Below are 25,409 nucleotides of genomic sequence, written 5' to 3' on the forward strand. Positions count from 1 at the left end.
TTTTGTTTCGGGGTTTCGAGTTGTTTGGGGCGGCGTCGCTGCTGCTTCGTGACTCAAACCCGATGCCGAATGCGGCCCGTGTCAGACCGTGTCTTTTCTCTTTGACCGCCCTTAGCTCAGTTGGATAGAGCAACGGCCTTCTAAGCCGTAGGTCACACGTTCGAATCGTGTAGGGCGGGCCAGGATTCTTCGCTTATTCAGTCACTTAGTCACGCGAGCGACTGCTGTCAAGTTGGCTCCCTTCGCCGTTCGGTGTGAACGGAGTGTGAATGAATTCCACCCGATGACCGCCCGATACTTTGCCGGAGGCCGCGTCATCATCTGTTGAGCGCTTGGGTTAGCAGTGTTCCTCCAACGCCCTGCACTGCGCCCATGACGGCCGCTATCAATTTAGCGAGGATGTCATTGCGCTTTCGCTGCCAGAACGATTTCCGGGCGTCACGTCGGATGCCATAAAACACAGTGTCCCGTCTTGGGTCTGGCCTAAATACGGCTATGCACATCGCAAGGCCGATACCGGCTAGGCAGGCGAAGGGCGCCACTTGCCACGATTTGTAGTGGAGCGCTGCTTGCCCAATTCCAAACCAACTTACGGCTCCCGAAATGAACACAACCCATCCTCGATCTCGGAGACCATTCGCAAGCGCGCCACTTGCCGAAGGCCTGATAGCGCACCAGCCGGACAGTCTGGCGTCCAGGTGAGGATGTTTTAGAATTTGGCAGGCTGATACGATCAGCATGGAGCACCCGAATAATTGTAGGGAATGTAAACGAGGGCGTCATGTTTAAGGGCATCAGTGCCATTGTGATTGGGGTGGGCCTTCTTGTCGCTGCTGCAATCAGCGCACAGTCGACTAGAGAATTTCTTCGAACATCGATTGTGGTACCGGGCCTCGTCGTTAAGCTCAATGCTGGCGGATACCATCCCGAGATTCAATTCACCACCAAGACAGGACAGCAGATTTCGTATCCGCAAGGCGGGATTGTCACGAAAGTGGAGCTCGGTCAGCGAGTCGAGGTGCGGTACCAGGCCGACGATCCTGATGGCAGCGCAACGATGAATGTCTTCGCCGCGATCTGGGATTCGACGATTGTTTTTGCCTTCATGGGTGCAGTTGCAATCGTGTGCGGGATTATGAATCTGCCGTCACGAACATAACGAGAAGCAGAAGAGAGAGGGCGTATGTCGTATCTTCGAAAGAGCAAGTGGAAATATGACACTGGCGCGGGCGGTGGGGTGAGCGTTGACATCGTAGTTGCGACGGGGGGGAATATCATTCTCACTGATCCACAGAAACATTCGCAAAGCTTCTACTACGGTGGTGTGGGTATTGGTTACGGCTGGGGCGCCAGGATTCCGAAAATCAAATTGCCGAGGTTCACAATCCCAGAATTGAAATTGCCGAACTTCGGTAGCCATGATGCAAGTGCTGCTGGCTCGACGTATGATTTCCCGAGTCATGGGACCGTTTACATGACCAGTGCATTCAAGGGCAGTGAACTTACGCGGTCGGATTTGCAAGGCGGAACCGTTTATCTCGACGGTTACGGTGGGGTGGTTGTCGCACAGGGAGCGACTGTGATGCTGTTGGGCATCAATCCGGCAATGCTTGCGTTGGGCTTGACAAGCCCGGCCATGTCGATGATTTTGGCGGACGCCGTTGCGAATGCTCCGGCGCTGCTATATATGCACGGTCGAACGGCTGGCTTTCAAGCTGGTGTGGGTGGGGGGATTCTGGCTGGCTATCTCCACTGACCTATACCAGCGGTTGTGTCCCAGGGCGTGGAGCGCATCGCAACAGCTCCTTGCCGCTCTCGGCCGACAACACGACGAGTTGAACGTAGCTGTTTGACTGAGCGTACGGGCCGAAGAATCGGTCCATGACAGCCGAGAACCGATGCAGGCTGACATCTCGTGTCGCCGCCTCGGAGAACGAAAGCAGGATCTCCACACCGCGAACAAATGACGGGAAGTGATTGTCGAGAGACATCCACCTGATCGCTGGTTTGCAGTCGAGAGATGCGATCGCGTCGATGCAGCGTTGGGCAACCACGCTGGAACGCGGAGCATGGAAACGGAGAAACTCCTTCAGCGCGGGTAGTCCGGTCCGCGTCAGGTCGAGCGGATGCGGCGCCAGTGCCGACAGGACGCGCCAAAGTGCACCGCCCCGCGGCAAGGCAGCCGGCAAGGTGGGGCGGGAGAGCAGCATGATCGGGCACGCCAATGCCGAACCCTCGTACAGAAGATCGCTATCGGGGGCCCCGATCGGCAACCGGGACGGCATTGCTCCGTTGGTTGCCAGGACATCGACATCGACCTGAGGGTGTCGCGGATGAGCGGTTTGACCCTTTAAGTCGACCAACGCCAGTTGCGATTCCGCCAGCGCGCCGTCCGGCATGGTCTCCGGATCTCGGTAGGCCAGCCAATAGATGGCGGACGAATCCATGGGCCGCGCGTGACTGAATGCACGATACGGCCACACCTGCGTGCGCGGTGCCGCATGTGAAGCGATGGCGGCCTTGTCTTCGCCCGACTTCGTACGCTCGCCCAGATACACGGCCTCAACCGAGTAGACGCTCAGCGGAATGCCGGTTGCCAACGGGGTCGGCGTGATCGGATAGGTGGCATCGTGACTGGTTAGCTGGATAGGCGTTGCCGCGCGTTCGAACAGGTTGACGACCGGTGTGCAAAACAATCGGAACGTGCTGGTGTTCAGCGTTGCCAGGATCTGAGCGGTGCCGGAATCATGGGCGGTGCCTTGCACGGCGACGTGAAGCGTCAGTCGTCGAGCTGCTTCGGCGCGCGCGGCGCGACGCATTCGACCCAGGTCGATGTCGACGAAATCAAACTTCTCGGGGAAGGCAAAATACTCGATCAGATGCCTGAACGATTGTGCGCTTGTATCGTCTTGCTTCGGCAACAATCGCTCGCCATCGGCAAAGCCGGCCGCCTCAATGGGGACTTTCGACAAGCGGGTCCAGCGTCCGCTTTCGTCCACCTCCACGTAGGCGGCCGATGCACGAAGCAACAGCGTATCGGAAAGCGCAGCGACGAGCGGCCGCTCTCCGGACAGATGTACCCGCACTGGGGTGGACGGAATGGCGTCATCGAATGCTTGCGACGCGGATTCGCTTGTAAAGGTAATCGAAATGATCCCCGTCACTTCTGCCGGGATGCGCGCCGCTGCTGGCGCGAGCGTCGCTGATGAATAGCGTGCCGAGTAAATACGCAACGGCGATAACGTGACGTCGTAGAGTGTACGGAAGCGGCACGGTGCGGCATTGGCGTCCAGCATCGTGCCGCGCGCTATCGTCAGCGGTTCGGTAAGCTGACCGAACAGAACCGATGGGTCGAACGAGGCAACCGCGCATGACGGGACCGTGCGCAGATAGTGCGGATAGGCAATTTCGAGAAGTGCCTCGGTGAATTGCGGATAATCGTCATCAAGCTTCGCATCGACACGAGCCGCTAGCAGCGCGAACGTCTGTACCATTCGGTCGACGTGCAGGTCTTCGACGTGGCCACCAGACATGCCCAGGCGTGCTGCAATCTTCGGAAAGCGTCGAGCAAAGTCCGCCAGACTGCGTGCAAGCAGTCCGACTTCACGTTCGTAATGTGACAGCAGATGGTCCATTCGCTGCAATATTCAATAATCCGCGATAATCGGTCCCCGTTTTCCGGAGCCGACATCTAGTCAAAATGGCGCGCAGGCATATTAAAATGGCCGCGCCGACAAAAAATTGCCCCTCCGCTGAGAGATTCCGAGGCTATATATGCAAATGTCCGAAATTGCGAGCTTCTTCCAGCTCCAGAGCAATCGCCTGTTTACGATTGAAACGCCATTGAAAGGTCGATCGGATCTCGTGCTCGTCGATTTCCATTGTACCGAGGGGTTATCTCAGAATTTCGAGATGCATGTCCGGCTCGCGTCGCAAGACAAGAATATCGAGCTGAAGAAGTTGATCGGCCAACCTGTGACAATCACGTTGCAGTTGACCGATGCGCTCGCCAGCTCGGAAGAGCGTTACTTCCACGGGTACGTCGCGGCGTTTTCGCATCTCGACACCGATGGTGGTTTTGCGATGTATAGCGCAACGATCCTGCCGTGGCTCTGGATGCTCTCTCGCCGACAGGACATTCGGATCTTTCAGGAAGAGAACACAGAGGCGATTCTCGCGCGCGTGTTTCGGGAGTACGGCAAGCTCGCGTCGTTCGAATTCCGGCTCTCGAAAGGAACGCAGAATCGCAGCTATTGCACGCAGTACCGTGAGACGGATCTTGCTTTCGTCGAACGGCTGATGCGAGAGGATGGCTTGTTCTATTACTTCGAGCATGCGAAGGATGGGCACAAGCTGATCATCGCCGATAACTCGGTGACCGCGAAGCCGATCGACGGGCGCAGTCCATCGCTGCAATACAATCAGGGCGAGGCGATGGACAATCTCGCCGTCATCACGTCATTTCAAGCACAGCGTCAGCTTGCACCGGACACGGTCGGACTGAAAACGTTCGACTACAAAATTCCTCATGCCCGGCGATTCGTGTCGGGCGGCACGGAAGTCAATCAAGGCGACGTACCGTCCTACGAGATCTACGACTACCTCGGCGAGCATGGTTTCGCTGACAGTGATCGGGGCGAAGAGCTCGCGCGCTTCCGGACGGAAGCGCTGGCTGCACACAGCAAAACGTTCGTCGGGGTGACGACGGGTCGGCGGATGATGCCGTGCCGATACTTCGAGCTGGACGACCACTACGATCACGCCAGTACCAAACAGGAAGACCGGCAATTCCTGTTGCTGACTGTGTCGCACACAGGCACGAACAACTACGAGCCTGGCGAGGGGACTTCTGCGTATTCATGCAGCTTCACCTGCATTCGCAAGAAAATTCCGTACCGTCCGGCATTCGAGGGCGAGCGTCCGACGATCGTCGGGCCGCAGACGGCGATCGTCGTAGGTCCGAAAGGCGAGGAGATTTATACGGATAGTCTCGGCCGGGTGAAGGTGCAGTTCCACTGGGATCGTCTCGGCAAACGCGACCAAGGGAGTTCCTGCTGGGTGCGCGTGAGCCAGCCGTGGGCGGGTAGCGGTTTCGGGATGATTCAGATCCCGCGAATCGGGGATGAGGTGGTCGTGAGTTTCCTTGATGGAAATCCGGACCGTCCCCTCGTGACGTCGCGCGTTTACAACTCGCAGAACATGCCGCCGTGGGCGTTGCCAGCCAACGCGACACAGAGCGGGATTCTGACGCGTTCGACCAAGACCGGTAACGTCAACACGGCCAATGCGATCCGCTTCGAGGACAAGAAGGGTGAGGAAGAGGTCTGGCTTCACGCCGAGAAGGATCAGCGCATCGAGGTCGAGCACGATGAGTCGCATTGGGTAGGTAACGACCGCACCAAGAACATCGATCACGATGAGACTGTGCACGTCGGTCACGATCGTACGGAAACGGTCGACAACAACGAGACGATTCACATTGGGGTGGATCGCACCGAGACCGTTGGTAACAACGAGACGCTGACGGTCGGCGGCAACCGGAACGAGACCATCCAAGGGATGGAGAATCTCCTGATTGCGCTGACGTCGACGGAGACGGTGGGGCTTGCAAAAGCACTGACCGTGGGCGGCGGCTATCAGGTGACAGTGGCCGGCGCAGTCAACACGTCGGCGGGGCTGGCTAGCGCTGAAGAAGTCGGCCTGTCGAAGACCACGATGGTCGGCAAGACGTACACGATCACGGCTGGCGACCGTATCGAGCTCAAGACCGGTAGCTCGGTGCTCATTATGGAGAGCAACGGACACATCACGCTGCGCGGCACGCAACTGCTAATCGAGGGCTCAGGGCCGGTGCAGATCAACGGCAAGGATGTTGACGTCAACTGACGGGAGCGGCGATGGAGTTCTCCAATCACACGCCTTTCCCGGCATTGGCGTTCGAGTCGTTTGCGCCGGACGGCGCATCGTTCCATACCGTTGTCTTGCGCCAGACTTTCGAGCTGCGAGACGGCGTGTTGATGCTTGCACAGGAGCAGAGACCGCTCGCGACATCAGATCGTTTCCACGGCGAGCCGAATCAGTCCAGCGTGGCAGAGGAAAGCGATCTCGCGCCATATAAACCGCTTTGCGATGTACTCATCAACGGGACGGCCTATGCGCCGCAGGGGCGATCGTTGCCGCGATTCGCAGCGGGCATTCGAATTGTGTCGGCACCCATGCGATCCAACAACGACACGGGTGTGCCGACGACGAAAGTCCTGCTAGATCGTAGGTTGTTCGTGACCGGCCCAAGGTACTTTGCTCGACGATCGACGTTTGGTCGAAGCATGAACCGACTCGTGAAGATCGCCTCGCTCGGCATCGTGCGTCCCATCGACTGGTGGTTGACGCCGCCTGAGCCAATCGCAGCGCTGCCTATGCGTTACGAATACGCATGGGGCGGGCAGTGTCGGATCGACGCGCAGGATCCGGCTGCGAAACGTGTGCCGAAGGCATCTCGGCTCGATGACAAGCAGCAGGCTGCGCATCCCGATCAAGATAACGTCCCGGTGGCGCATACGGCCTGCGAAAACAATCCGATCGGTCTGGGATTTGCTGAACGTTGGTTCCTTGATGCGACGAAGCTGCAGCGGGTCGCTGCTCCGCAGATCGAAGCCAGCAGCGAACCCATCTCAATACAAGCGTGGCTCGCAGCTGTGAATGGGCAGGCGCCTCCGTCGCTGCATCCGGCTGGCGTCGGTATCGTCGGGAAGGCGTGGAAATCGAGGCGTGAGCTTGCTGGCACGTACGATGACCAGTGGCTCGCTGAGCGCCATCCGGGCTTGCCGGACGATTTTCAGTTCAGGTACTGGAATGGCGCGCACCCACAGATGCAGGTGCCGCACCTGAAGGGTGACGAGACGATCGTGCTGACGAATCTTGTTCCAGTTGGCACGCCCGGATCGACCGTCGGCGAACGGGGCAATACGATCCTGCGCATCGCCTTGCCAGGCCATCTACCGATGGGATGGGTCTACACCGACCAGTCGCTCAAGTTCGCGCCGCTGCTGCTCGATACGTTGTCAGTTGATGTGTCGGACGCAGCGAACCCCGTGGTGACGTTGGCGTGGCGCGCAACGCTGATGAAATCAGTGCGTGCGCAGCGCTTCGAGGCAAGGTTTGTCGACCGGGCGGGGCTGGAGCGGCTTGCCGCGACATCGTCGGGTAACGCGGTCGATCCGGCGGAGGTGCGGCATGGCTGAACCACTAACGGTCACCATCACCGGAGATGCGGGTGACGTTTTTCGGGAGCATTTCAACATCCAGAGTGTGGAGCAGGCTCGTGACGCAGTAAAAAATCTCGACTCTTTGTGGAATACGCCGAATCCGTGGAGCGATCGCCCGGACCTGCGCGATATATTCGATGAAGCGGGGAAGTCAGTCCAGAGGCGCTTTGAAACGGGCGTCTATAAGCCGCAGGATCAGGCGCAGCCGTCCGATCACTTCTCCAAGGGCAATCGGATTGCGTCGAGGCAGGACGGCAGCTTCAAGGCCGTGAGTAGCACGCCCGATGTGTGCAAGACTCCGATGGGCAGCTCGACACCACCGGTACCCTATCAGGTCGTGTCGGATCTGAGCGGGTCGTCGGGCGTCGTGCCGAGCGTGCGATTCAACGGCAAGCCGGCGTACGTGCTCGATCAGAGCGTGGTCCCGACATGTACGGGCGACGAAGCGGGCTCAGCCGATGGGGTACGTTCCGGCACGGTGGGAGGCGAGACCAAGCCGACGAAGGGAAGCACGACGGTTCGCGCGGGTGGCCATCCCGTTATTCGTGACGGTGACCCGTGCACGATGAACTCCGGCAACTGTACGGGCACTTACGTAACTGCGCCCGCGCCGGGTAGCTCGGTGGATGCGAGCGGGAACGTCGTGGGGGATGCGAATCCGCCACCCGAGAAGGGCGTCATGCATCAAGTTGGCGGGTTCTTCAAGGGGGCCGGCGGCGCGGTGTGGGACATGGCGAAGGGCTTGGGCGGGCTGGCGGTCGGAGCGGCCAAGCTATCGCCAGTGTCGCAGGCTGCTGAGGGTCTGTCTGATCTGACAGGGTTATACGACTACCACGGGTACTCGCAGACGTTGGACTCAGCCGGAAAGACGGCGCAGGCGATCTACGATCATCCTGGCGCGATCGTCGATGGCATCACCAAGCCGTATATGGAGGCGTGGAGCCAGGGCAACTATGGTGAGGCGCTGGGGCGCGGCGCGGTCGACATCGGCGGATTGTTTGTTGGTGGTGTTGGTGCTGCCGGCAAGGTCGGCGAAGCGGGGAATGTGGCAGGCAAGGTTGGCGAGGCGGTGAATGTTGCCGGAAAGGCAGGCGAGCTTGCTGACGTTGCAAATGTCGCGGGAAAAACGGGAGAGGTTGCGAACGCGGCTGGGAAGACTGGCGAGGTTGCCGAGGCGGCTGGCCAAGCAGGCAAGGCCTCTGACATTGGAGGTGCGGCGGCGAAGGGAGGCGAGACAACCGAGGCGACCGCTGATGCAGCGAAAGCCGCAGGGGAGGCCAACGCAAAACCTGCGGGAGATGGACTGAAAGTCCAAGCCAAGCCTAAGAGGCCGTCTTGGAGGCAGAGTGAGAAGGATGTAGGGAAGAAACTCGGGCAAGGATACAAAGAACAAAGGTCCTTCAAGGACGGGAAAGAGGTTCCCTATGGCACCAAAGGAAGCACACGTCCTGACTGGTATAAAGATGGTTCGAGCGTTGAAGTGAAGAACTACAATATTGAGACGCCCGCAGGCCAGGAACGATTGATCGATAACGTATCGAATCAGGCGATCTATCGTGCGCAACAATTGCCTCCGGATACCGTCCAATCGCTTTTTGTAGATATTCGTGGTCAAGTAGTCAGTCGTGGTGAGCTGCAAAACGTTATTCAGTCAATCTCCACGCGCAGTAACGGTATAATTCAGCCAAGTAACATTACCATATTGAGGTAGCACATGTCAGTTGGCGTACGAGTCGGATCGATAGTTGACGAGGTCGGAGCATCGAGCTTTTTTAACTCGTTCTTTTCCACAATCTGGGGGCTCTTGGAGTCCAACGGTCCGGGAACCAAGTTTCCCGTTATATCGAAAGAGTTTTATGAGGGGCGTGTGCCAGCGGAGCACGTTGGGCAGGCGCTAGAGGAGTTGAAGAAAATTCGTGAAGAGTTGAATAATTTTCCGCCCTCTTCGGTAATATGGGATTATGAAGATCGAACCAAGCAACCTCCTTGGGGGGCGGATATTAGTTCAGATATTACTTCGATGGGTAATTACTTTGTATCTAGTACGGGGCGCGATTTGTTTGATCTGTTGATTGAAGCTTTTGATGATGCGCTGAAGAATAAAGCGGATGTTGTGATTGAAGAGATTTAGTCTATCTCGTTTACGCATCGTGCTTCAACCGTGAGCGCTCATCTCGAATCGTGACATGACAAAAGGCCCAATTTCTGCTGGCCGAAAAGCTGTGGGGCGGCACGCCTTGTCGGTGTTCGACGGCATGCCCAAGGTGCAGGAATATCTGCACGATGACTTGCCCATGGCGGTCGACGTACTCTCAGTCGCGGACTCGCCTGACCCCGATCTCGTGTCTTACAGCACGATAGGTCTCTTTGAGACTGCTCTTGGCGGCGAGACGGAGTTAGGGACTCGTGTTGAGTTGTGTGGTGCAATGCCCGCTGATATTGAGCACTGGCCAAATGTGCTTGCGTTTGCTGCTTTTGCGCTAATGCGATCACGGTGGGCGGTGATGCCAGGGGGCGTGCTGGAAGGGTATGTCGCGGAATGCTACAGCGACACGTTAGTCCCACATCTGTATCTGACAGCACCGTTTCTGTGGAATGACGGGCATTTCAAGCAACTTGACTTGGAGAGCGGAGAGAAAGTCAATTGGTTGCAAGGAATCCCTATTTCTGATGCAGAACTTGAGATCCTCCGCACGCGCGGGGATAGTGAATTTGAAGATTTGCTTGAACAAGCGGATGTAGATGTATTTGACTTGTATCGATCTTCGTTGAAGTAAAGCTACGTTTGCCTGCAAAGCCGTTTGGGCCGGTTCGCGCGTCCAGTCGACGGAGCTCAGCATCTGCGCAGCTACGACTCATCTGTCTGGGCAACCTAACGCCTGCGCTTCGCCGCCGAACATCCGGCGATGTGGGCAGCGGTCGAGTCGATTGCGCCGATGATTGGGTGTACGCCGCAGACGCTGCACGAATGGATCAAGCGTGATCAGGTTGACCAGGGGAGCGCGATGGCGTGACCACTGACGAACGCGAACGGCTGAAGGCCCTGGAGCGCGAGGTCAAGGAACTGCGTCGTGCCAACGAGATTCGCAAGGTTGCGAGCGCGTTTTTTGCCCAGGCGGAACTCGACCGCCGTTTCAAGTCCTGACGGCGTTCGTCGATCAGCATCGCGACACCTTCGGGGGCGAGCCGATCTGCAAGGTCTTGCGGAGCGCCCCGTCGGGCTGCCGATGCCATGCGGCACAGCTTCGCGATCCGTCCAGACGCAGCGCCCGCGCGAAACGCGATGAGATTCTGCAACCCGAGATCAGGCGTGTCTGGCAGGCCAACATGCAGTCTATGGCGTGCCGAAGGTCTGGAAGCAGATGAACCGCGAGGGCATTGTGGTCGCGCGCTGCACGGTCGGTCGGCTGATGAAGCTGCAAGGTCTGCGTGGTGAGGTTCGCGGCAAACGGATTCGCACCACGATCGCCGACAAGAGCGCACCGCGCCCGCTTGACCGGGTCAACCGGCAATTCAACGCGCAGCGGCCGAATCAGCTCTGGGTGTCGGACTTCACGTACGCTTCGACGTGGCAAGGCTGGCTTTACGTCGCGTTCGTGATCGACGTATTCGCCCGCCGTATTGTTGGCTGGCGCGTCAGTTCGTCGATGACCACGGACGGCGCCAGATAGATCGCCTCGTTGCGGACCGCGCCTTCGTCACGAATCTTGACATCCAACGCGTAAAAATAACGAATATTGTCCGCACTACACTGAACCGAGTCCCTGTCTACGGTCAGTATTCACCATGCCCGCCACTGCCCTGCAATTCGCGCTGCTCGCCAAGCAGCAGGAAATCGCGTCGCTGCGCCAGCTGGCCGAGCAGATCGAATTGGTCGACCTGCTCGGCCGCCTGATCCATGCGCTGCAGCGCGAGCGCGGCGCCACCAGCATCTATCTGGCGTCGAGCGGGAAGCGCTTTGTCGCCGAACACGCGGCTTCGCGCGGCGAATCGGCGCCGCTCGTCGCGCAGTTGCGCGAGCGCCTGGATCGGGAGCTGACGCCCGCACGCGGCTCGACGTCGCGCCTGCTGTCGCTGATCGCCTGGGTGCTGCTCGACCTGGAATCGCTGGATGTGCTGCGCGAACAGATCGACCATCTTGCGCTGTCGGCGCCGGATTCGGTCCAGGCTTTCAGTACCGTGATCGGCGGCCTGGTAGAGCTGATTTTCCAGTTTGCCGATAGCGGGGCGGATCCGTCGGTGTCGCGCATGCTGATTGCCCTCGTCCATGTCGTCGAGGGCAAGGAAGAAGCGGGACAGGAACGCGCCGTCGGTGCGCACATGTTTGCGGCGGGCTCGTTTTCGGCGGACCAGCAGCAGCGCCTGCTGTATCTGATAGCCGCGCAGGAGCGCAGTCTCGAAGTCTTCGCGAGCTTCGCAAGCACGGCGCAAAACGCATGGTGGGAAACCCGCCTGACGGAGCCGCACATGGCGGCGCTCGAGAAGCTGCGCCGCGTACTGTGCACGGTGCACGCCGGCGATGCGCTCGATGCCGGCCTGAGCGAAGCATGGTTCGACGCCGCGAGCGCCCGCATCGATGATCTCTGGCACCTTCAGATTGCACTGACGCTGCAGGTGCAGGAAACGTGCGACGCGCGAATCGACGACGCGCACCGAACGCTGCGCGACTCCGAGCGCCTGATGGCGCAGTTGCGAAACAATCCGCCCCCGCATATCCAGGCGCTCGCCCAGTTCTTTGCCGGCGATCCGTTGTCGGCGCGCGCGGCGGTTCACGAGCTGCCGGGACGTCTCTCCGGCTCCGACCCGGGGACGCTCGCCAGCCTGAAATCCCTGCTGGAGGCGCAATCGGCGCGACTGGCCGGCGCGGAGGTCGAGCTCGACGCGGCACGTCGAGCGCTCTACGAGCGAAAGCTCGTGCAGTGCGCGAAAAATACGCTGATGACGCGCTTCAGCCTGCGGGAGGACGAAGCGTATCGGATGCTGCAGAAGGCGTCGATGGACGGTAATCGGCCGCTTGCCGATATCGCGGAAGACGCGCTGACGTCGCCCGAGCGATTCGTCGACGAGCACGCGCCTTTCGCGCGACGCCGTACGCAGCGAAGCGCGCCGGAGACACCGCACGACGACGGCACGACCTGACCGGAACGCACCGCACCGCGCTTCACGCACCACGGCGGCGCCCGAAGCGCGTGCACGAAGTGCAGTTCGCACCGCGCGAGTGCGATTCGCTGCGTTCGGCTGCGGCCTTTCCCCCCGGCATCTCGGGTCCCGCCGGCCTGCATCGCGATATCCCCGCCACTGGTATGAAAGTTGCGAACATCTCGCTCGTCGGGCTAATGGCGGCCTGACGATCACGCCATGTCGAACCGTGGCGGCCGATCACGTGGATAACAGCGTCCGCGCCAGGCACTCGCATGTCGAGCGAGTGCCTGGCGCGTTTTTTTTGCCCGTCCAACTTTACGAGCGCATACCATGGCCTACCTCACACCCAACGAATTCGTCACCAGGATGGTCGATGCCGGTGAATCGAAGCTGTCGATGTCGACCCGCGATACGCTGATTCGCGCGTATATGGCGGGCGCGATCCTCGCGCTCGCAGCCGCCTTCGCGGTCAGCATCACCATCAACACCGGCAACGCGCTGGCCGGTTCGCTGCTGTTTCCGGTGGGATTCTGCATGCTGTACCTGCTGGGCTTCGACCTGCTCACCGGCGTCTTCACGCTCGCGCCGCTCGCGGTGATCGATCGCCGGCCCGGCGCGACCTGGGGTGGCGTGTTCCGCAACTGGACGCTCGTGTTCTTCGGCAATTTCGCGGGCGCGCTGACGGTCGCGCTGTTCATGGCGATCATCTTCACATTCGGCTTCTCGGAAGCGCCGAACGCAATCGGACAGAAGATCGGCGGCATCGGCGAAGCACGCACGCTCGGTTATGCGGCGCACGGCGCCGCCGGTATGCTCACGCTGTTCGTGCGTGGCGTGATGTGCAACTGGATGGTGTCGACCGGCGTGGTCGCCGCGATGATGTCGACGTCCGTACCCGGCAAGGTGATCGCGATGTGGATGCCGATCCTCGTGTTCTTCTACATGGGCTTCGAGCACTCGGTCGTGAACATGTTCCTGTTCCCGTCCGGCCTGATGCTCGGCGCCCACTTCACGATCGTCGACTATCTGCTGTGGAACGAGATCCCGACGGTACTCGGCAACCTGGTCGGCGGGCTGGTGTTCGTCGGCGCGGCGCTGTACAGCACGCACTACAAGACCGCGTCGAAACGCGCGCCCGCTTCGCCGGTGGGTGTCGTCGCGCGCAAGGCCTGATCGCGCTGCGCAAGCCGCAACTGAACGCCGGCGACGCGCGGAAACGCACCGGGGGCGGGCGAGCTTCACGTCGGCGGATGCGCCGGGGTTGATCTACGACGCGATCACGGTCACGCCGACGAGTGTTGCCGCGCGCCGGACAATCGCCCTGCAGCGCGAGCGGCCGGCGCGCCGCGAGTGGTTCGGCGAGCGACTCGTGGAGGCGCCAGCTAGACGCGTCACCTGGTCGCGCGTGGTGTCGACGTCACCCGGCGAAGTGACAACGTAACTTCGCAAACGGTGACGACTTTGTTTGGGGCTATGCAGCGGGGCGGCTGTCGAGACACTCGCAAATGCGCTCAACGTTACAACCCGCGTAGGGATGTGCCGAGCGTGCCATTTCGTGGTTGACGCCCAAGGCGGAACGTCTCTGCTCCATGGCCGGGAACCGCCTGACTTTTCCGATTCTTGCCACGATGCGACCCGCCCTGTGGCGCCGTAACCGTTGAGCATGGATCAAACCTTGCCTTGGCGAGTGCGGCGTCCGCCCCGTTTTCGGGAGCAGGTGCAAGTTTTGCTCCAGTGGCTGGCCGTTATCCACCTTTAGACAGAGGCCAGCCATGGCGAACACGAACGAGACGCAGCGCCACAAGCATGACCGCGATGAAGCTGACACTCCGTCAGCGACCGGCGCTATCGCGCTACTTGAGTCTGACCATCGTGCGGTCGAAAAGCTGTTCACGATCTTTGAAAAAACCGCCGACGAGGACCTCGATGCCAAGCACGCGCTCGTTAGGCGCGCCTGCGAAAAATTGACCGTCCACGCGATGATTGAGGAACAGATTCTTTACCCAGCTGCGCACGATGCGCTGTCCGGCGGCCCCCAAAAGGATGTCGACAAAGCCTACGTCGAGCACTTTCTCGTGAAGACGCTCATCGAGAAATTCGAAACCCTCAAGCCTGGTATGGAAGGGTTTGATGCCACTTTCGCGGTGCTGATGGAAAACGTCCGGCATCACATCAAGGAAGAGGAGACGGAGCTCTTTCCCGAACTGCGCTCATCGGGACTCGACCTTGTCGGACTTGGACTCAAGCTCGCCGAACGAAAGGCGCAGCTGGAGGCCCGACTACCGAAAGACGCGGGCGACCGGACTTGGCCGATGACCCGGATATTTCAGTAGTTGCCAGCGAAAAGGACCCGTGCCGTGTCGCGCGGGCACGGGCAATGTCTGAAGCGTACGAGGTGCGGGATGTCGCTGCAGATAGGCTGAACCCGCAGCGAGGATTCCTGCGTTCGGTGCCAGTCGACGGACCCTGAAGCCGCTGCCGGTTTCGATGCCAACTCGCAAGGCGAGGTCGATCCATCTCGATCAGTGTGACGCCGTGCGTTCTTCTAACCCGTGGGTTACACGTTCGAATCGTGTAGGGCGGGCCAGTTTGTGATCTTCGCGGCTTCGCGCCGGATTGCGCAAACGAATCACTCCACCGTCACCGATTTCGCCAGATTCCTCGGCTTGTCGATATCCGCGCCGCGCAAGCACGCCGCGTGATACGCGAGCAACTGCAACGGCACGACGTGCAGAATCGGCGACAGCAGCCCGTAATAATCCGGCATCCGCAATACCGACACGCCTTCGCCGTTGTCGATCCGCGTATCGGCATCCGCGAACACGTAAAGCTGCCCGCCGCGCGCCCGCACTTCCTGCATGTTCGACTTGAGCTTTTCGAGCAGCGCATCGTTCGGCGCGATCGTGGCAACCGGCATCGTATGCGTGACGAGCGCGAGCGGCCCGTGTTTCAACTCGCCCGCCGGATACGCTTCCGCGTGGATATATGAAATCTCCTTCAGCTTCAGCGCGCCTTCGAGCGCGATCGGGTAGTGCAGCCCGCGCCCGAGAAAGAGCGCGTTTTCGTGCTGCGAGAATTCCGCCGCCCAGCGCTCGATCTGCGGCTCCAGCCCGAGCACGTCCTCGAGCGCGCCAGGCAGGCGCCGCAACTGCGTCGTATAACGCGCGAGCTGCGCGTCGTCGACGTAGCCGCGCAGCCGTCCGAGCGTGACGGCGAGAATGAACAGCGCGACGAGCTGCGTCGTGAACGCCTTGGTCGACGCGACGCCGATTTCCGGGCCGGCGCGGGTCAGGAAGCGCAGGCCGGTCTGGCGCATCATCGCACTGGTCGGCACGTTGCAGATCGCCAGCGTGTCGATGTGACCGAGCGCCTGCGCGTACTTGAGCGCGGCGAGCGTGTCGGCGGTCTCGCCGGATTGCGACACGCTGACCACCAGCGTATTCGGCATCGCGAGCGCGTCGCTGTAACGGTATTCGCTCGCAATCTCGACCTGCGCGGGGATGCGCGCGATCGTCTCGAGCCAGCGGCGTGCAGTCAGGCCCGAGTAATGGCTCGTGCCGCACGCGAGGATCAGCACGTTGTCGATCTGCTCGAACGCGCGCGCGGCGTCCGGGCCGAATACGGCCGGGTCGAACAGCCCGGCATCGGGAATGGTCGCCGCCACGGCCTGTGGCTGCTCGAAGATTTCCTTCTGCATGAAATGCCGGTATGGCCCGAGTTCGACCACGCCCTGCGCGGACGAGACGGTCTGTATCGCGCGTTCGATCGGTGCGCCGCTGCGATCGAGCACCCGCACGCCGCCCGGCGTCAGCTCGACGATGTCGCCTTCCTCGAGAAAGATGAAGCGGTCGGTGATGCCGGCGAGCGCGAGCGCATCCGACGCGAGATAGCATTCGCCGTCCTTCACGCCGACGACGAGCGGCGAGCCGGCGCGTGCGCCGATCAGCCGTTGCGGCTCGTGCTTGCTGAACACCGCGATCGCGTACGCGCCGTGCAGCTGCGAGGTCGCGTCGCGTACGGCGGCGAGCAGGTCGCCGCGATACTTGCTGTGGATCAGGTGCGCGACCACCTCGGTGTCGGTCTGGCCGTCGAACTCGTAGTGTTCGTTGGCTAGTTGCTTGCGCAACGTTTCGTGATTCTCGATGATGCCGTTGTGCACCAGCGCGATCTCGTCGCGCGAAAAGATCGGATGTGCGTTGCAGGTTGCCGGCGCGCCGTGGGTTGCCCAGCGCGTGTGCGCGATGCCGGTGCTGCCGGTCAGGCCGGCGCTGCGCACGTGCGCGTCGAGATCGGCGACGCGCGACATGCTGCGCTCGCGGCGTGCCTGGCCGTTGACGACCGTCGCCACTCCGCATGAATCGTAGCCGCGATATTCAAGGCGGCGCAAACCTTCGATCAGAATCGGGACGATATCCCGTTGCGCGACCGCGCCGACGATGCCACACATGACACGTCTCCTTCCCTGTAGATTGCCCCGGACCGTGCGCACGCGTGGATCAGCGTGACGCGGTCTCCGTTGTCGCCGCCGTCGTGAAGCCGCATTGAGCGGGCGCGACCGGGTCGGCCATCCGGCTTTCGAATGCCAGGTAAAGCGCCTCCTCCAGTACGTTCCAGTGTGCGCCGTGCCGGTACGGGCCCGATCGCGCATGCCAGCACGCGACCGTGTTCCAGTCGTTCATCTTGAATGCGACGAGTGCGATCAAGCCCCACGGATAGTCGGAGCCGGCGAGTTGCAGCCAGGTCTTGCCGTACTTCTGCATCCACTGCGCGTAGATCGTCTCGTTCGATTGTTGGGGAACCTGAATGCCGGACAGGAGCGGAAAGACCTGCGCGACTTTCGCCGGATAGAACGTCGTGTCGCTGATGCGCTGCGTGCTCGCGCGAAAGCCGGACTGTGTGCCGCGCCAGAACACCTTCAGGATCGCGGACGCGAGCCGGTCGGCGCGCTGAGTCCACGGGCCGGCGCGGGCGGCGTCGGCATGCCGGACGTAATACGCGGCGAGCGCCTGGAACGCGCTGTGCACCTCGACGTTGTCCATCAGCAGCGCGACGTGCAGCGTCGACGAGATCTGATAGACGCCTGCGGGCTTGCTGAGCAGCGCGTCCAGATGCGCGGCCGCGCGATTGAGGCTGAGTTCCCATGCGGCGGGCAGGCCCTCGGGCGGCGCGAAGCGGGCGAGCAGTTCGATCCAGGTCGCCATCATCGCATCGTCGGCGTCGGCTTCGGCGCATGAGCTGTACTGGCCGCTCTTCACGCAGTAGCGATCGAAACCGCCGTCCGGACGCTGGCGCGGCAGCAGCCACGCGATCCATGCGAGCGCGGCCCGATGTGCGTCGAGCCCGGCATCCTCGGCGCCGAGCAGTGCCTTCGCCGCGAAATATGGATCGATGCCGGCGCCGTTCAGGCGCACGGTGATCGCCCCGTCGGGGCGTTGATAGAGTCCGTTGAGCTGAAGTTCCGCGGCGCTCGCCTGCAGCGCGATGCCGCACGCGGCGACACAGCAGGCGACGCGCCACAGGCGGCATAGCCGGGCGGTGGCCGCCACGCGTGCGCGTGCGGCCGGGAAAAGCGCGGGCCGGTTCATGATGGGGGGCTCCTGCGCGATGGTCCTGCGCAAATCCCGCCGGGCGCGGCGTTGGCCGCGTCGCGCGCCGACGGGGGTGTCGATGTCGTAACTCAGTGCACCTTGGCGCTGGTGAACTTGAGACTGGTGCCGCTGTTCGCGGTCACGAGCCAGTACGTCGAGTCGGTGATGACGACGCTGCCGAAGCCTTGCGTGATGATCGGCAGTGCGAAGCCCTTCTTCGGCAGCAGCCACGTCATGTTCGCGAGGCTGGTCGGATGGCTGGCGGCGAACGCCCAGCCGCTGCCCGTGTCGGTGGCCGACCACGTGACGTTCAGGCGTGCACGATCGAAGGTCGTGATGTCACTCATCGTGTACCACTTGAACTGACCCGTCAGTTTCAGCGTATTGGCTTGCGAGAAGATCGCGGACAACGTCGACGTGTAGGACGACGCGCCCAGCGGATGCGCATAGATCAGCCGGCTCGTGCGGTTCGCGACGACGAAGTTCATCAGGGATGCGTACCAGTTGTTCACGTCGGCCGTCGGCACCGCGTATTGCTGGAACTCCTCGAACGTCGCGTACTTGCCGAACGGCATCACGGGGTACGCCCACAGGCCGGGGTTCAGCAGCGCGCCGTTGCGGTATGCGCGGGTCGGTGCCGAGCCTGTGTGGCCGGTGAAGTAGTAGCCGTTGAAGCCGTTGCTTTCGAGCCAGTTGACCGACCAGGTCGGCGTGTTGCCTTCCGGCGCCGCGTACTCGACGTCCGGCTGGCCGGTCGCGGCCTGGACGGCCTGGTGGTTCATCACGAGGTACTGCGTGAACGTACTTGCGTTCGTTTCGCTCGCATTCGCCCCCCAGTAATCGTGAATCCAGCCGCCGTGGCTGCCGACGCGATGGCCCTTGGTCACGAAATACCTCAGGAGATTCTGCGCGGTCGGGTTGTTCGCGAGGTTGATGCCGTTGCCGTCGCCGAAGGCCGCTTCATCGGGGCCCGCCGTGATCACGAGCGAGAACGGCCCGTTGTTCCACACGCCGAGGCTCTTCAATTGCAGCGCCGGCTGGATCTGGTCGCCCGCGCAGAAGTGCCAGTTGAACACGAGGCCGGCCATCGCCTTCGGCAGCGGCGACAGCGACGGCAGGTTCAGCATCTGCGTGCCGAAATAATGCAGGTAGCCGTGAATCAGCATGCCGTCGGTCTGGCCGTCGAGGTAGGCGAGCGGCAGGTTGACGAACAACACGCCGCCGTTGCCGTACGTGTTGTAGCCGGACACGAGGCCGAAGGTCGGCGAGGTCAGGATCGTCGTGCCGGTGTACGTGCCCTGCGTGACGAAACTCGGATAGGTGAGGAAGCCGTACACGTAGCCGGAGATGCCTTCGAGCGTGTCGGTGGTGGTGGCCAGCGTCGACGCGAGCGTGTTGGCCGTCTTGCCGGTCGACGTGCTCAGGAGCGAGTTGGCGGTATACGTCGTGGTCTTCTTCAGCTTGCCGGTCACGGTGCCGGTCAGCTTCGGCGGCGTCTGGCTCAGCACGCCGCTGCCCGTGGGCGGCGTCGCGTACTGGAACCAGGCCCCGTGGTTGTAATTGGCGAGGCCGCCCGGATTCGACGGGCTGGCGGCCAGAAACAGCGTGCTGCCCGACGTCGAACTCGTCGACGTGCCGGCGGTGCTGGGCGATGCGAGCGCCGTCGCGGTCGTGGTGGTCGACGACGTCGTGGTCCACGCCATCGACTTGCCGGGCGGCACCTGGAGCGTGCGCAGCCAGCTGCTCATGCCGGTCACGTTGCCGAGGCCGATCATGTTGCCGCCGTATTGGTCATACAGCACGTAGTCCACACCGGCCATGCTGCTGAAGCGCGATTTCGGGCTGACGTAGAAGCCGGCCGAATTCAGCACGCCGAAATCGTAGACGAGCATCACCTTGCCGCCGTTCAGCGCGTAGTTCTGAATCGCGGTCACGAGCGTGTCGTCGGCCGTCGTATGCACCTGATCGGGCAGGATCAGGCCCGGATACTGCGACAGCGACGCGCCGGCCGCCATGAACTGGCTGTCGGTCATCACCTTGATCTGCAGCCCTTCCTCCTGCGCGCTGTCGAGCCAGGCGGACACGCGCGAATCGGGCAGTGTCAGCGTATCGGGCACCAACAGGAGAAGCTGGTTGGTGGCCGCCCGAACGCCGCCCGGACCGAATGCGAACGCGAGCGCGAACAGCGCGAACAGGATCCGCAAGAACTTGCCTGACTTTGCCAACATGGTGTGCTCCTCGCTCAAGGAATGGGGCGTGCGGCAGCCGTGATGCGCGTGCCGCCAGGTCGACCAATCCAGCCCCGTAGACGTGTGCGGCTGTCCGGTTCGTCGGGTATCGAGCGGTGCGTGCCGACAGCGGCCGGAACGCGCGAATGCGCCTGCTGTCTTCGCCGATGAGAGGACTCGATGCGACGCATTGGAAGAAGCGAACAACGTGCCATTGGCGCAGGAGGCCCGGTACTGCTGGCTTCTTGCGATGCGGGCCGGGCGGTGCATCCGGAAACACGGCGGAATCGTTTCATCGCTGATACGGCGCGTTCGAACGCGCTATCAGCAGACGGAATCGCGATCGCGCGTCAGTGCGCCGGGCCAGCTTGCGCAGTAGGTATAGAGCGTGACCAGCAGGCCGATCAGCAGCGGCCCGCCGAGCAGGAAATAGCAGAACGGCAAGAACAGCAGCGAGCCGTGATGGATGATCGTCGCGTGCAGCAGCATCACGAACGGCAGCGCGAACACGAAGTAGCCGAGCACCAGCAGCGATGCGACGGCCTTTTGCAGCAGCGAGAAATCGAGCGGGTAGTACAGCGCGGCCATCACCAGCGGGATCAGCGCGATCGCCGCGCCGTGCAGCACGAACATGTCGCGCAGATGCAGTGGCGGCACATACGGGAACGTGTCGGGCGCGAGCCAGAAGTACGCGCAAATCAGCAGCTGGGTGAAGCTCGCGATACGTAACAGATATGCAACAGGCAGCCAGCGTGTCCGTCGGACGAACGAGGCGGCGAAGCCGATCGCGCACAGCGCGGCGGTGGCGAGCAGCAGCGTGCCGCCCGGCAGGCGGGCCGCGACGTCGATCGACAGCAGCGGCACGCGTGGCGCGTCGGCTGGATAACCGAGCACGATCACGTGCAGCGCCGGATCGATCTGCTGCGCGCCCCATGCCATGACCGCGCGCCAGTAGCGCCACGCCAGCGGCAGTCCGAACCACAGCGACGCGTACAGCGCGGGCGTCAGCAGCGCGATCGACGACAGCCAGCGCTGCGGGTACGCGTGGGTGCGCAGCGAACGGTCGACGGGAGGACGGACGGGATGCGTGGGCATGGCGTCCGCCCGCTCACCAGCGATAGAACACGCTGAGCTCGCCGCCGATCCGTGAGTAGTACGGGTTGTGGTAATAGTCGAATTCGAGTTGCGTGCCCCACTTGCGCGTGAACCAGTAGCGCCATTTCGCGGTGATCTCGTGGCTGCGGAAATCCGCGATCTGCGAGCCGGACCCGGTGACCTGATACGCTTCGCGGCCGAACCCGCCGCGCAGCACGATCACGCTCTTGCCGACTTCGCCGTAGGTGACGGCGCCGTAGTACGCAGGTGCCTTGACCGAGCCCGGTGAATCGACCGTATAGTTCGCGCCCGCCTCGAAAATCCACTTCGGCAATGCATACCAGATCACGCCGGCGTGATAGAGCTGATCGCGGTGGCCGCTGCGGTTCCATGCGTAGCCGGCGCCCAGCGACACGACCAGCGAACGATCGGACAATAGCTTGCGGTTGAGCGACAGGTCGACGCGCGCGCTCGGCAGGATCGTGCCCGACGTGGTGCCGGAAAAGCCGATTCCGCCGAACCAGTCGGGCCCGAGGTTCTGCACGTAGGTCAGCGCGCCGAGCTGCGTGTTCTCGCCGAAGCGGTGCAATTGCGCCAGTTCGCCGAGCACGGTGCGCACGCCGTCCTGATAGACGCCGCGCAGATGCACGCCGTACCAGTCGCCATAGCCGTGCGTCAGGTGCGCGCTCGAATAGCCGAGCGACAGTTCGGTGTGCGATTCCTGCGGCGCCTGCGCATGTGTGACGATGGCGTCGGGCAGCGGTGGCCGGTTCGTATCCTCGGGCGTGAACTCGGCGAGCGGCACGCCGTCCGGTAGGCCTTCGGCGTCCACGCGCACGAACATCGATTCGTCGCGCATCCGTGGCGTGATGACGGTCGCGGGGTCCGGGGGCTGCACGGCGGGCACGGCGGCGGCATCGTCCGGCTGCTCCGCCAGCGCCGCGGGCGCGCCGAAGGCGACGCCGCACAGCATCGCGAGGGTGGCAACCGGCACGCGCGGGCCGCGATGGCTGGGGCGATCGGACATGAGGCGCTCCTTAACGGGATGTGTGGAACCAGCCGCTGCGCCACGCGACGAGATCGCCATGCACGCAGGCATGATTGACGACCGAGACGTCGCGCGCGCACGCGCTGACCGGATGACCGGCGACGCCGATGCGCGCCCCCGTCAGCCGCAGCAGGCCGCCGGCCGACACGACGCCGTCGATGCAGCTCGCGTGGGCGAGCAACACATCGTCGCGCGCGAATACCGCGCCATGCAGCAACGCGTGGCGTTCGAGCTCGACGCGATGCGCCTTGACGCTGCCGCGCAGCACGCAGCCTTCGCCGAGTACGAGCGTGCCTTCGACGATCAGGTTGCCTTGCACGACCGTGTGCGCGGGCAGGCGGACGTCGCACGGCACCAGGTAACGGCCGTGCAGGAAGCGATGCGGCAGCGACGCGAAGTGGCGGGTCAGCGAGATCGCGCGGCGCGGGGCGGCCTGCGGGTCCGCGGGCCGCGCGCCGGGCGCCGCGCCGAACACGAGCGGCTCGCCATACAGGCACGCGAAGCCGCCGGCGCCGTGCAGATGCACCGTGTCGCCGACCACGACGCCGCGCAGTACCGCGCCGTCGACGTCGATCAGCGGTGCATGCGCGAGCGTGCCGATCGTCGCGCCGGCACGAATGTCGATGCGCTCGTCGGCGAACGCGTACGCGGCCCGCGCGCCGTCGTCGAGCGTGATCGTGCGATCGGCGTAAAGCACGTCGTCGCGATGTGTGTCCCGTGCGACGTGGATCGCGTCCGCATGCTGCACGGCCAGGCCGAGCGCTTGCCACGGCGGTGTGGCGGCCGCATCCGCCGGCGACGTGCCGGCCGCGTGCGCGCGCAGCGCGTCGTGCCAGCGCGCGGCCAACAGCGCCTGATCGACGAACGGCCCGTCGCCGATCGGCAGCGCCGCGACGTCGCTGCGCCGGATCAGTTCGTGCAGCATCGGCAGGAACGGCAGGGTGAGCACGCCGGCCACCGGCACCATCACATTGAAGGTCGTCATCGCTCATCGCTCCGGTTTCAATTGCCGGCGAAAACGCTCGGTCTTGTCCCATTTCAGTTCGCGGCGGAACGCGGCGTCGAGCGCGAGCCCCCATAGCGCGGCGACGACCGCCGCAATCGTCACGCAAAAGCCGACGACGTTGACCGGTACGAGCCGCAGGCGCGTCGCGCGGCCGTCGAGCCGCGCGGCGACGACGATCTCGAAGAAAACGCCGAAGTTGCCGAAGGTGCTGAACGAGAACAGCGCGAACAGCGACAGGAGCAGGCCGAGCGCGGTCGAATTGACGCCGTTGAACAGGTAGAGCGCGAGCGCGGCGCTCCACGCGATCGCGAGCAGCGCGGGCATCGTGAACACGCCGAGCAGCAGGGCGCCATCGAGCCGGCAGCGCCGCGAGATCAGCGGATTGCGCAGCACCGGCAACAGGTAGCGCAACATCGTCTGGTTGTGCCCCTTCGCCCAGCGCGTCAGTTGCCGGGCGCGGACGGCCCAGCGCTCCGGTACTTCCTCATAACATTCGGCGTGGTTCAGATAGACCGTGCGCCAGTCGCTCAGCAGCAGGCGGTAGGTCATGTCGGTATCTTCGGCGAGCGTGTCGTCGCACCAGCCGCCCACGGCGTCGAGCGCACCCTTGCGGATGCCGCCGACCGTGCCGCCGTACTGCGGCACCAGGTCGAGATTGTTGCGGGCTTGCTGGTTGACCTGGTAGCCGCCCGCGCGCTCGAGATCGAGCAGCCGCGCGAGCAGGTTGCTGTCCGCGTTCTGCGGCACGACGCGGCCCATCACCGCGCCGACTTCCGGATCGAAGAACGGCGCGACGAGTTCCTTCAGCAACCCCGGCCGCGGCAGGTAGTCGGCGTCGAATACCACCATGATGTCGCCGCGGATGAAGCGCAGCGCATCCTTCAGCGCGGCTGCCTTGCCCGGCTTGCCGGTCTCGCGATGAAACGGCTGGATCAGTTCGGGCGCGAGTGCGCGGACTTCGTCGATCAGCACGCGCGTGTTGTCGGTCGAGCGGTCGTTGACCGGGATGATCGTCAGCCGGTCGCGCGGGTAGGTCGTGGCCAGCAGCGCCATCAGGCAATCGACGATGACGGTTTCCTCGTTGTGGGCGGCGACGAAGACCGTGAGCCGCGGCCAATCGCCGTGGGTCATCGCGCGGTAGGGCGCGTGCTGCGGCTTGAACAGGCGGTCGAGGCTGAACAGGTAGTGCCGCGCGGCATACCCGCACGTCAACAGCGTGAACAGCCACAGGTACGCCACGCACGGCATCAGCAGCAGCTCGGGATCGAACGTGATGCCCGGCGTGCCGGCCGGCGGCGGTTCGAGCGACGCATCCGGATCGGGCGAGGCCGGTGCGGCGAGCGAGAACGTCACGCTGTCGAGCGCGGTGCGTTCCATTGCGAGCCCGGTGTTTGCCGCGTTGGCGGCGTTGACGGCGGGCACGCCGAACCGGACCGGTTCGGCGATCGCCTGCGATGCGGTGTCGCGGACGATCAGCGAGCAGGCAAGCACGATCAGCAGCAGGATGCCTTGTTCGCAGAGTGACGCCGCCCGCGTTTTCTTCATGTCCTGGTCCCCGTGCCCGCGACGACGACCGATGAGAGCTGAAGGCGCTCCGTGGATCGCGCGGACGTCAATGGGAAGCCGTGGCGCGTGGGTCGTGGCGGGCGATTGTCGGTCGCCCCGGACGAACGCGTCGCGTCGCCTCCCGGCTTCGTTGCTTTGGCGTCCCCGTCTGTCTGCTGCCGTGCGAGTGCTTCGGGACGCACCTGTCTGACATTAAGCAAGGCGTGAGCCATCTGTCGGGATGCCGCGCGCAGCAAGGATCGACGCGAAGGAAGCGGATGCGGAAGTCGCGCGGGCGGCGGGTTTTGATTCACTGACGAATCAGTGTGCACGCGTCGCATTCGACCCCATACGGTCGGTTGCGTGCGTAGAGCACCTCGCACGGCGGGGGCTTCGCATCCATCGGTGGCGCCTTGCCGGGTGAAGCTTGCATGACTGATCGTCGTGCTTCATTCGTCGCACGCGCGTTGGTGTGGTGATCGAAACCGACGC

General features: G+C 62.8%; 19 protein-coding genes, 1 tRNA gene, 1 pseudogene and 1 other annotated feature. Of the genes and pseudogenes, 13 read left to right on the forward strand and 8 right to left on the reverse strand.

Features of this window, described 5'->3' with window-relative positions:
* Positions 1–105 precede the first annotated feature (105 nt).
* The 3 genes from KU887_RS06955 (at position 106) to KU887_RS06965 (ending at position 1,756) form a co-directional block, all read left to right on the forward strand.
* A tRNA-Arg gene (locus KU887_RS06955) sits at positions 106–182 on the forward strand.
* Between the two features lie 599 nt (positions 183–781).
* Positions 782–1,159, forward strand: a complete 378-nt coding sequence (locus KU887_RS06960) for a DUF3592 domain-containing protein (protein WP_012492498.1) — start codon at positions 782–784, stop codon at positions 1,157–1,159.
* 24 nt (positions 1,160–1,183) lie between these two features.
* Entirely contained in the window at positions 1,184–1,756 is a 573-nt protein-coding gene (locus tag KU887_RS06965) for a hypothetical protein (protein WP_043205777.1), read from the forward strand.
* Position 1,757: 1 nt separating this feature from the next.
* Here KU887_RS06965 and tssF read toward each other — a convergent pair whose 3' ends face one another.
* A complete protein-coding gene (gene tssF, locus KU887_RS06970) occupies positions 1,758–3,635 on the reverse strand; it encodes a type VI secretion system baseplate subunit TssF (protein ID WP_062910791.1) in 1,878 nt (625 codons plus the stop codon).
* 139 nt (positions 3,636–3,774) lie between these two features.
* Between tssF and KU887_RS06975 the strand changes: the two genes are divergently transcribed.
* The 10 genes and pseudogenes from KU887_RS06975 to KU887_RS07020 all read left to right on the forward strand — a co-directional run bounded on the left by KU887_RS06975 (position 3,775) and on the right by KU887_RS07020 (position 14,740).
* Entirely contained in the window at positions 3,775–5,886 is a 2,112-nt protein-coding gene (locus KU887_RS06975) for a type VI secretion system Vgr family protein (RefSeq protein ID WP_258255348.1), read from the forward strand.
* Positions 5,887–5,897: 11 nt separating this feature from the next.
* Complete coding sequence (locus tag KU887_RS06980) at positions 5,898–7,241, forward strand: DUF2169 domain-containing protein (RefSeq protein WP_060263189.1); 1,344 nt, start codon at positions 5,898–5,900, stop codon at positions 7,239–7,241.
* Positions 7,234–8,976 carry a DUF4150 domain-containing protein gene (locus KU887_RS34570; protein ID WP_080331214.1) on the forward strand — a complete coding sequence of 581 codons (1,743 nt, stop codon included), beginning with the start codon at positions 7,234–7,236 and terminating at the stop codon, positions 8,974–8,976. The genes KU887_RS06980 and KU887_RS34570 overlap by 8 nt, the downstream gene beginning before the upstream one ends.
* A gap of 3 nt (positions 8,977–8,979) precedes the next feature.
* Positions 8,980–9,396, forward strand: a complete 417-nt coding sequence (locus KU887_RS06990; protein ID WP_077056230.1) for an Imm70 family immunity protein — start codon at positions 8,980–8,982, stop codon at positions 9,394–9,396.
* A gap of 55 nt (positions 9,397–9,451) precedes the next feature.
* On the forward strand, positions 9,452–10,042 hold the full coding sequence (locus KU887_RS06995; protein ID WP_227746363.1) for a suppressor of fused domain protein: 591 nt from the start codon (positions 9,452–9,454) through the stop codon (positions 10,040–10,042).
* 117 nt (positions 10,043–10,159) lie between these two features.
* Positions 10,160–10,924 (forward strand): annotated as a pseudogene (locus tag KU887_RS07000) (IS3 family transposase); the annotation flags it as partial.
* Positions 10,365–10,481: a sequence feature (AL1L pseudoknot), on the forward strand. Its footprint overlaps the pseudogene before it by 117 nt.
* Before the next feature lie 127 nt (positions 10,925–11,051).
* Positions 11,052–12,404 carry a nitrate regulatory protein gene (locus KU887_RS07005; RefSeq protein WP_258255350.1) on the forward strand — a complete coding sequence of 451 codons (1,353 nt, stop codon included), beginning with the start codon at positions 11,052–11,054 and terminating at the stop codon, positions 12,402–12,404.
* Positions 12,405–12,737: 333 nt separating this feature from the next.
* Entirely contained in the window at positions 12,738–13,580 is an 843-nt protein-coding gene (locus KU887_RS07010) for a formate/nitrite transporter family protein (protein ID WP_077056232.1), read from the forward strand.
* Positions 13,581–13,668: 88 nt separating this feature from the next.
* Positions 13,669–13,848, forward strand: coding sequence for a hypothetical protein (locus tag KU887_RS07015; RefSeq protein WP_077020057.1), 180 nt, complete (start codon positions 13,669–13,671; stop codon positions 13,846–13,848).
* A gap of 331 nt (positions 13,849–14,179) precedes the next feature.
* On the forward strand, positions 14,180–14,740 hold the full coding sequence (locus tag KU887_RS07020; RefSeq protein WP_006492112.1) for a hemerythrin domain-containing protein: 561 nt from the start codon (positions 14,180–14,182) through the stop codon (positions 14,738–14,740).
* 296 nt (positions 14,741–15,036) lie between these two features.
* On the opposite strand, the gene glmS is transcribed toward KU887_RS07020, so the two are convergent.
* The 7 genes from glmS to KU887_RS07055 all read right to left on the reverse strand — a co-directional run bounded on the left by glmS (position 15,037) and on the right by KU887_RS07055 (position 24,917).
* Positions 15,037–16,854, reverse strand: coding sequence for a glutamine--fructose-6-phosphate transaminase (isomerizing) (gene glmS, locus KU887_RS07025; protein ID WP_196433218.1), 1,818 nt, complete (start codon positions 16,852–16,854; stop codon positions 15,037–15,039).
* Positions 16,855–16,903: 49 nt separating this feature from the next.
* The gene (locus tag KU887_RS07030) at positions 16,904–17,992 is read right to left on the reverse strand and encodes a hypothetical protein (RefSeq protein WP_048989025.1); all 1,089 of its coding nucleotides are present in this window, start codon (positions 17,990–17,992) and stop codon (positions 16,904–16,906) included.
* A gap of 92 nt (positions 17,993–18,084) precedes the next feature.
* The gene (locus tag KU887_RS07035; RefSeq protein ID WP_006497592.1) at positions 18,085–20,223 is read right to left on the reverse strand and encodes a polysaccharide deacetylase family protein; all 2,139 of its coding nucleotides are present in this window, start codon (positions 20,221–20,223) and stop codon (positions 18,085–18,087) included.
* A 324-nt stretch (positions 20,224–20,547) separates the two neighbouring features.
* Complete coding sequence (locus KU887_RS07040; protein ID WP_006490531.1) at positions 20,548–21,318, reverse strand: hypothetical protein; 771 nt, start codon at positions 21,316–21,318, stop codon at positions 20,548–20,550.
* A 13-nt stretch (positions 21,319–21,331) separates the two neighbouring features.
* Positions 21,332–22,345 carry a YaiO family outer membrane beta-barrel protein gene (locus tag KU887_RS07045; RefSeq protein WP_006490613.1) on the reverse strand — a complete coding sequence of 338 codons (1,014 nt, stop codon included), beginning with the start codon at positions 22,343–22,345 and terminating at the stop codon, positions 21,332–21,334.
* A 10-nt stretch (positions 22,346–22,355) separates the two neighbouring features.
* A complete protein-coding gene (locus KU887_RS07050; RefSeq protein WP_059721272.1) occupies positions 22,356–23,351 on the reverse strand; it encodes a polymer-forming cytoskeletal protein in 996 nt (331 codons plus the stop codon).
* Between the two features lie 3 nt (positions 23,352–23,354).
* Positions 23,355–24,917 carry a glycosyltransferase family 2 protein gene (locus KU887_RS07055; RefSeq protein WP_006497590.1) on the reverse strand — a complete coding sequence of 521 codons (1,563 nt, stop codon included), beginning with the start codon at positions 24,915–24,917 and terminating at the stop codon, positions 23,355–23,357.
* Between the last annotated feature and the right edge of the window lie 492 nt (positions 24,918–25,409).

The organism is Burkholderia sp. EMB26, assembly GCF_024730645.1.
Lineage (GTDB): Bacteria > Pseudomonadota > Gammaproteobacteria > Burkholderiales > Burkholderiaceae > Burkholderia > Burkholderia cenocepacia.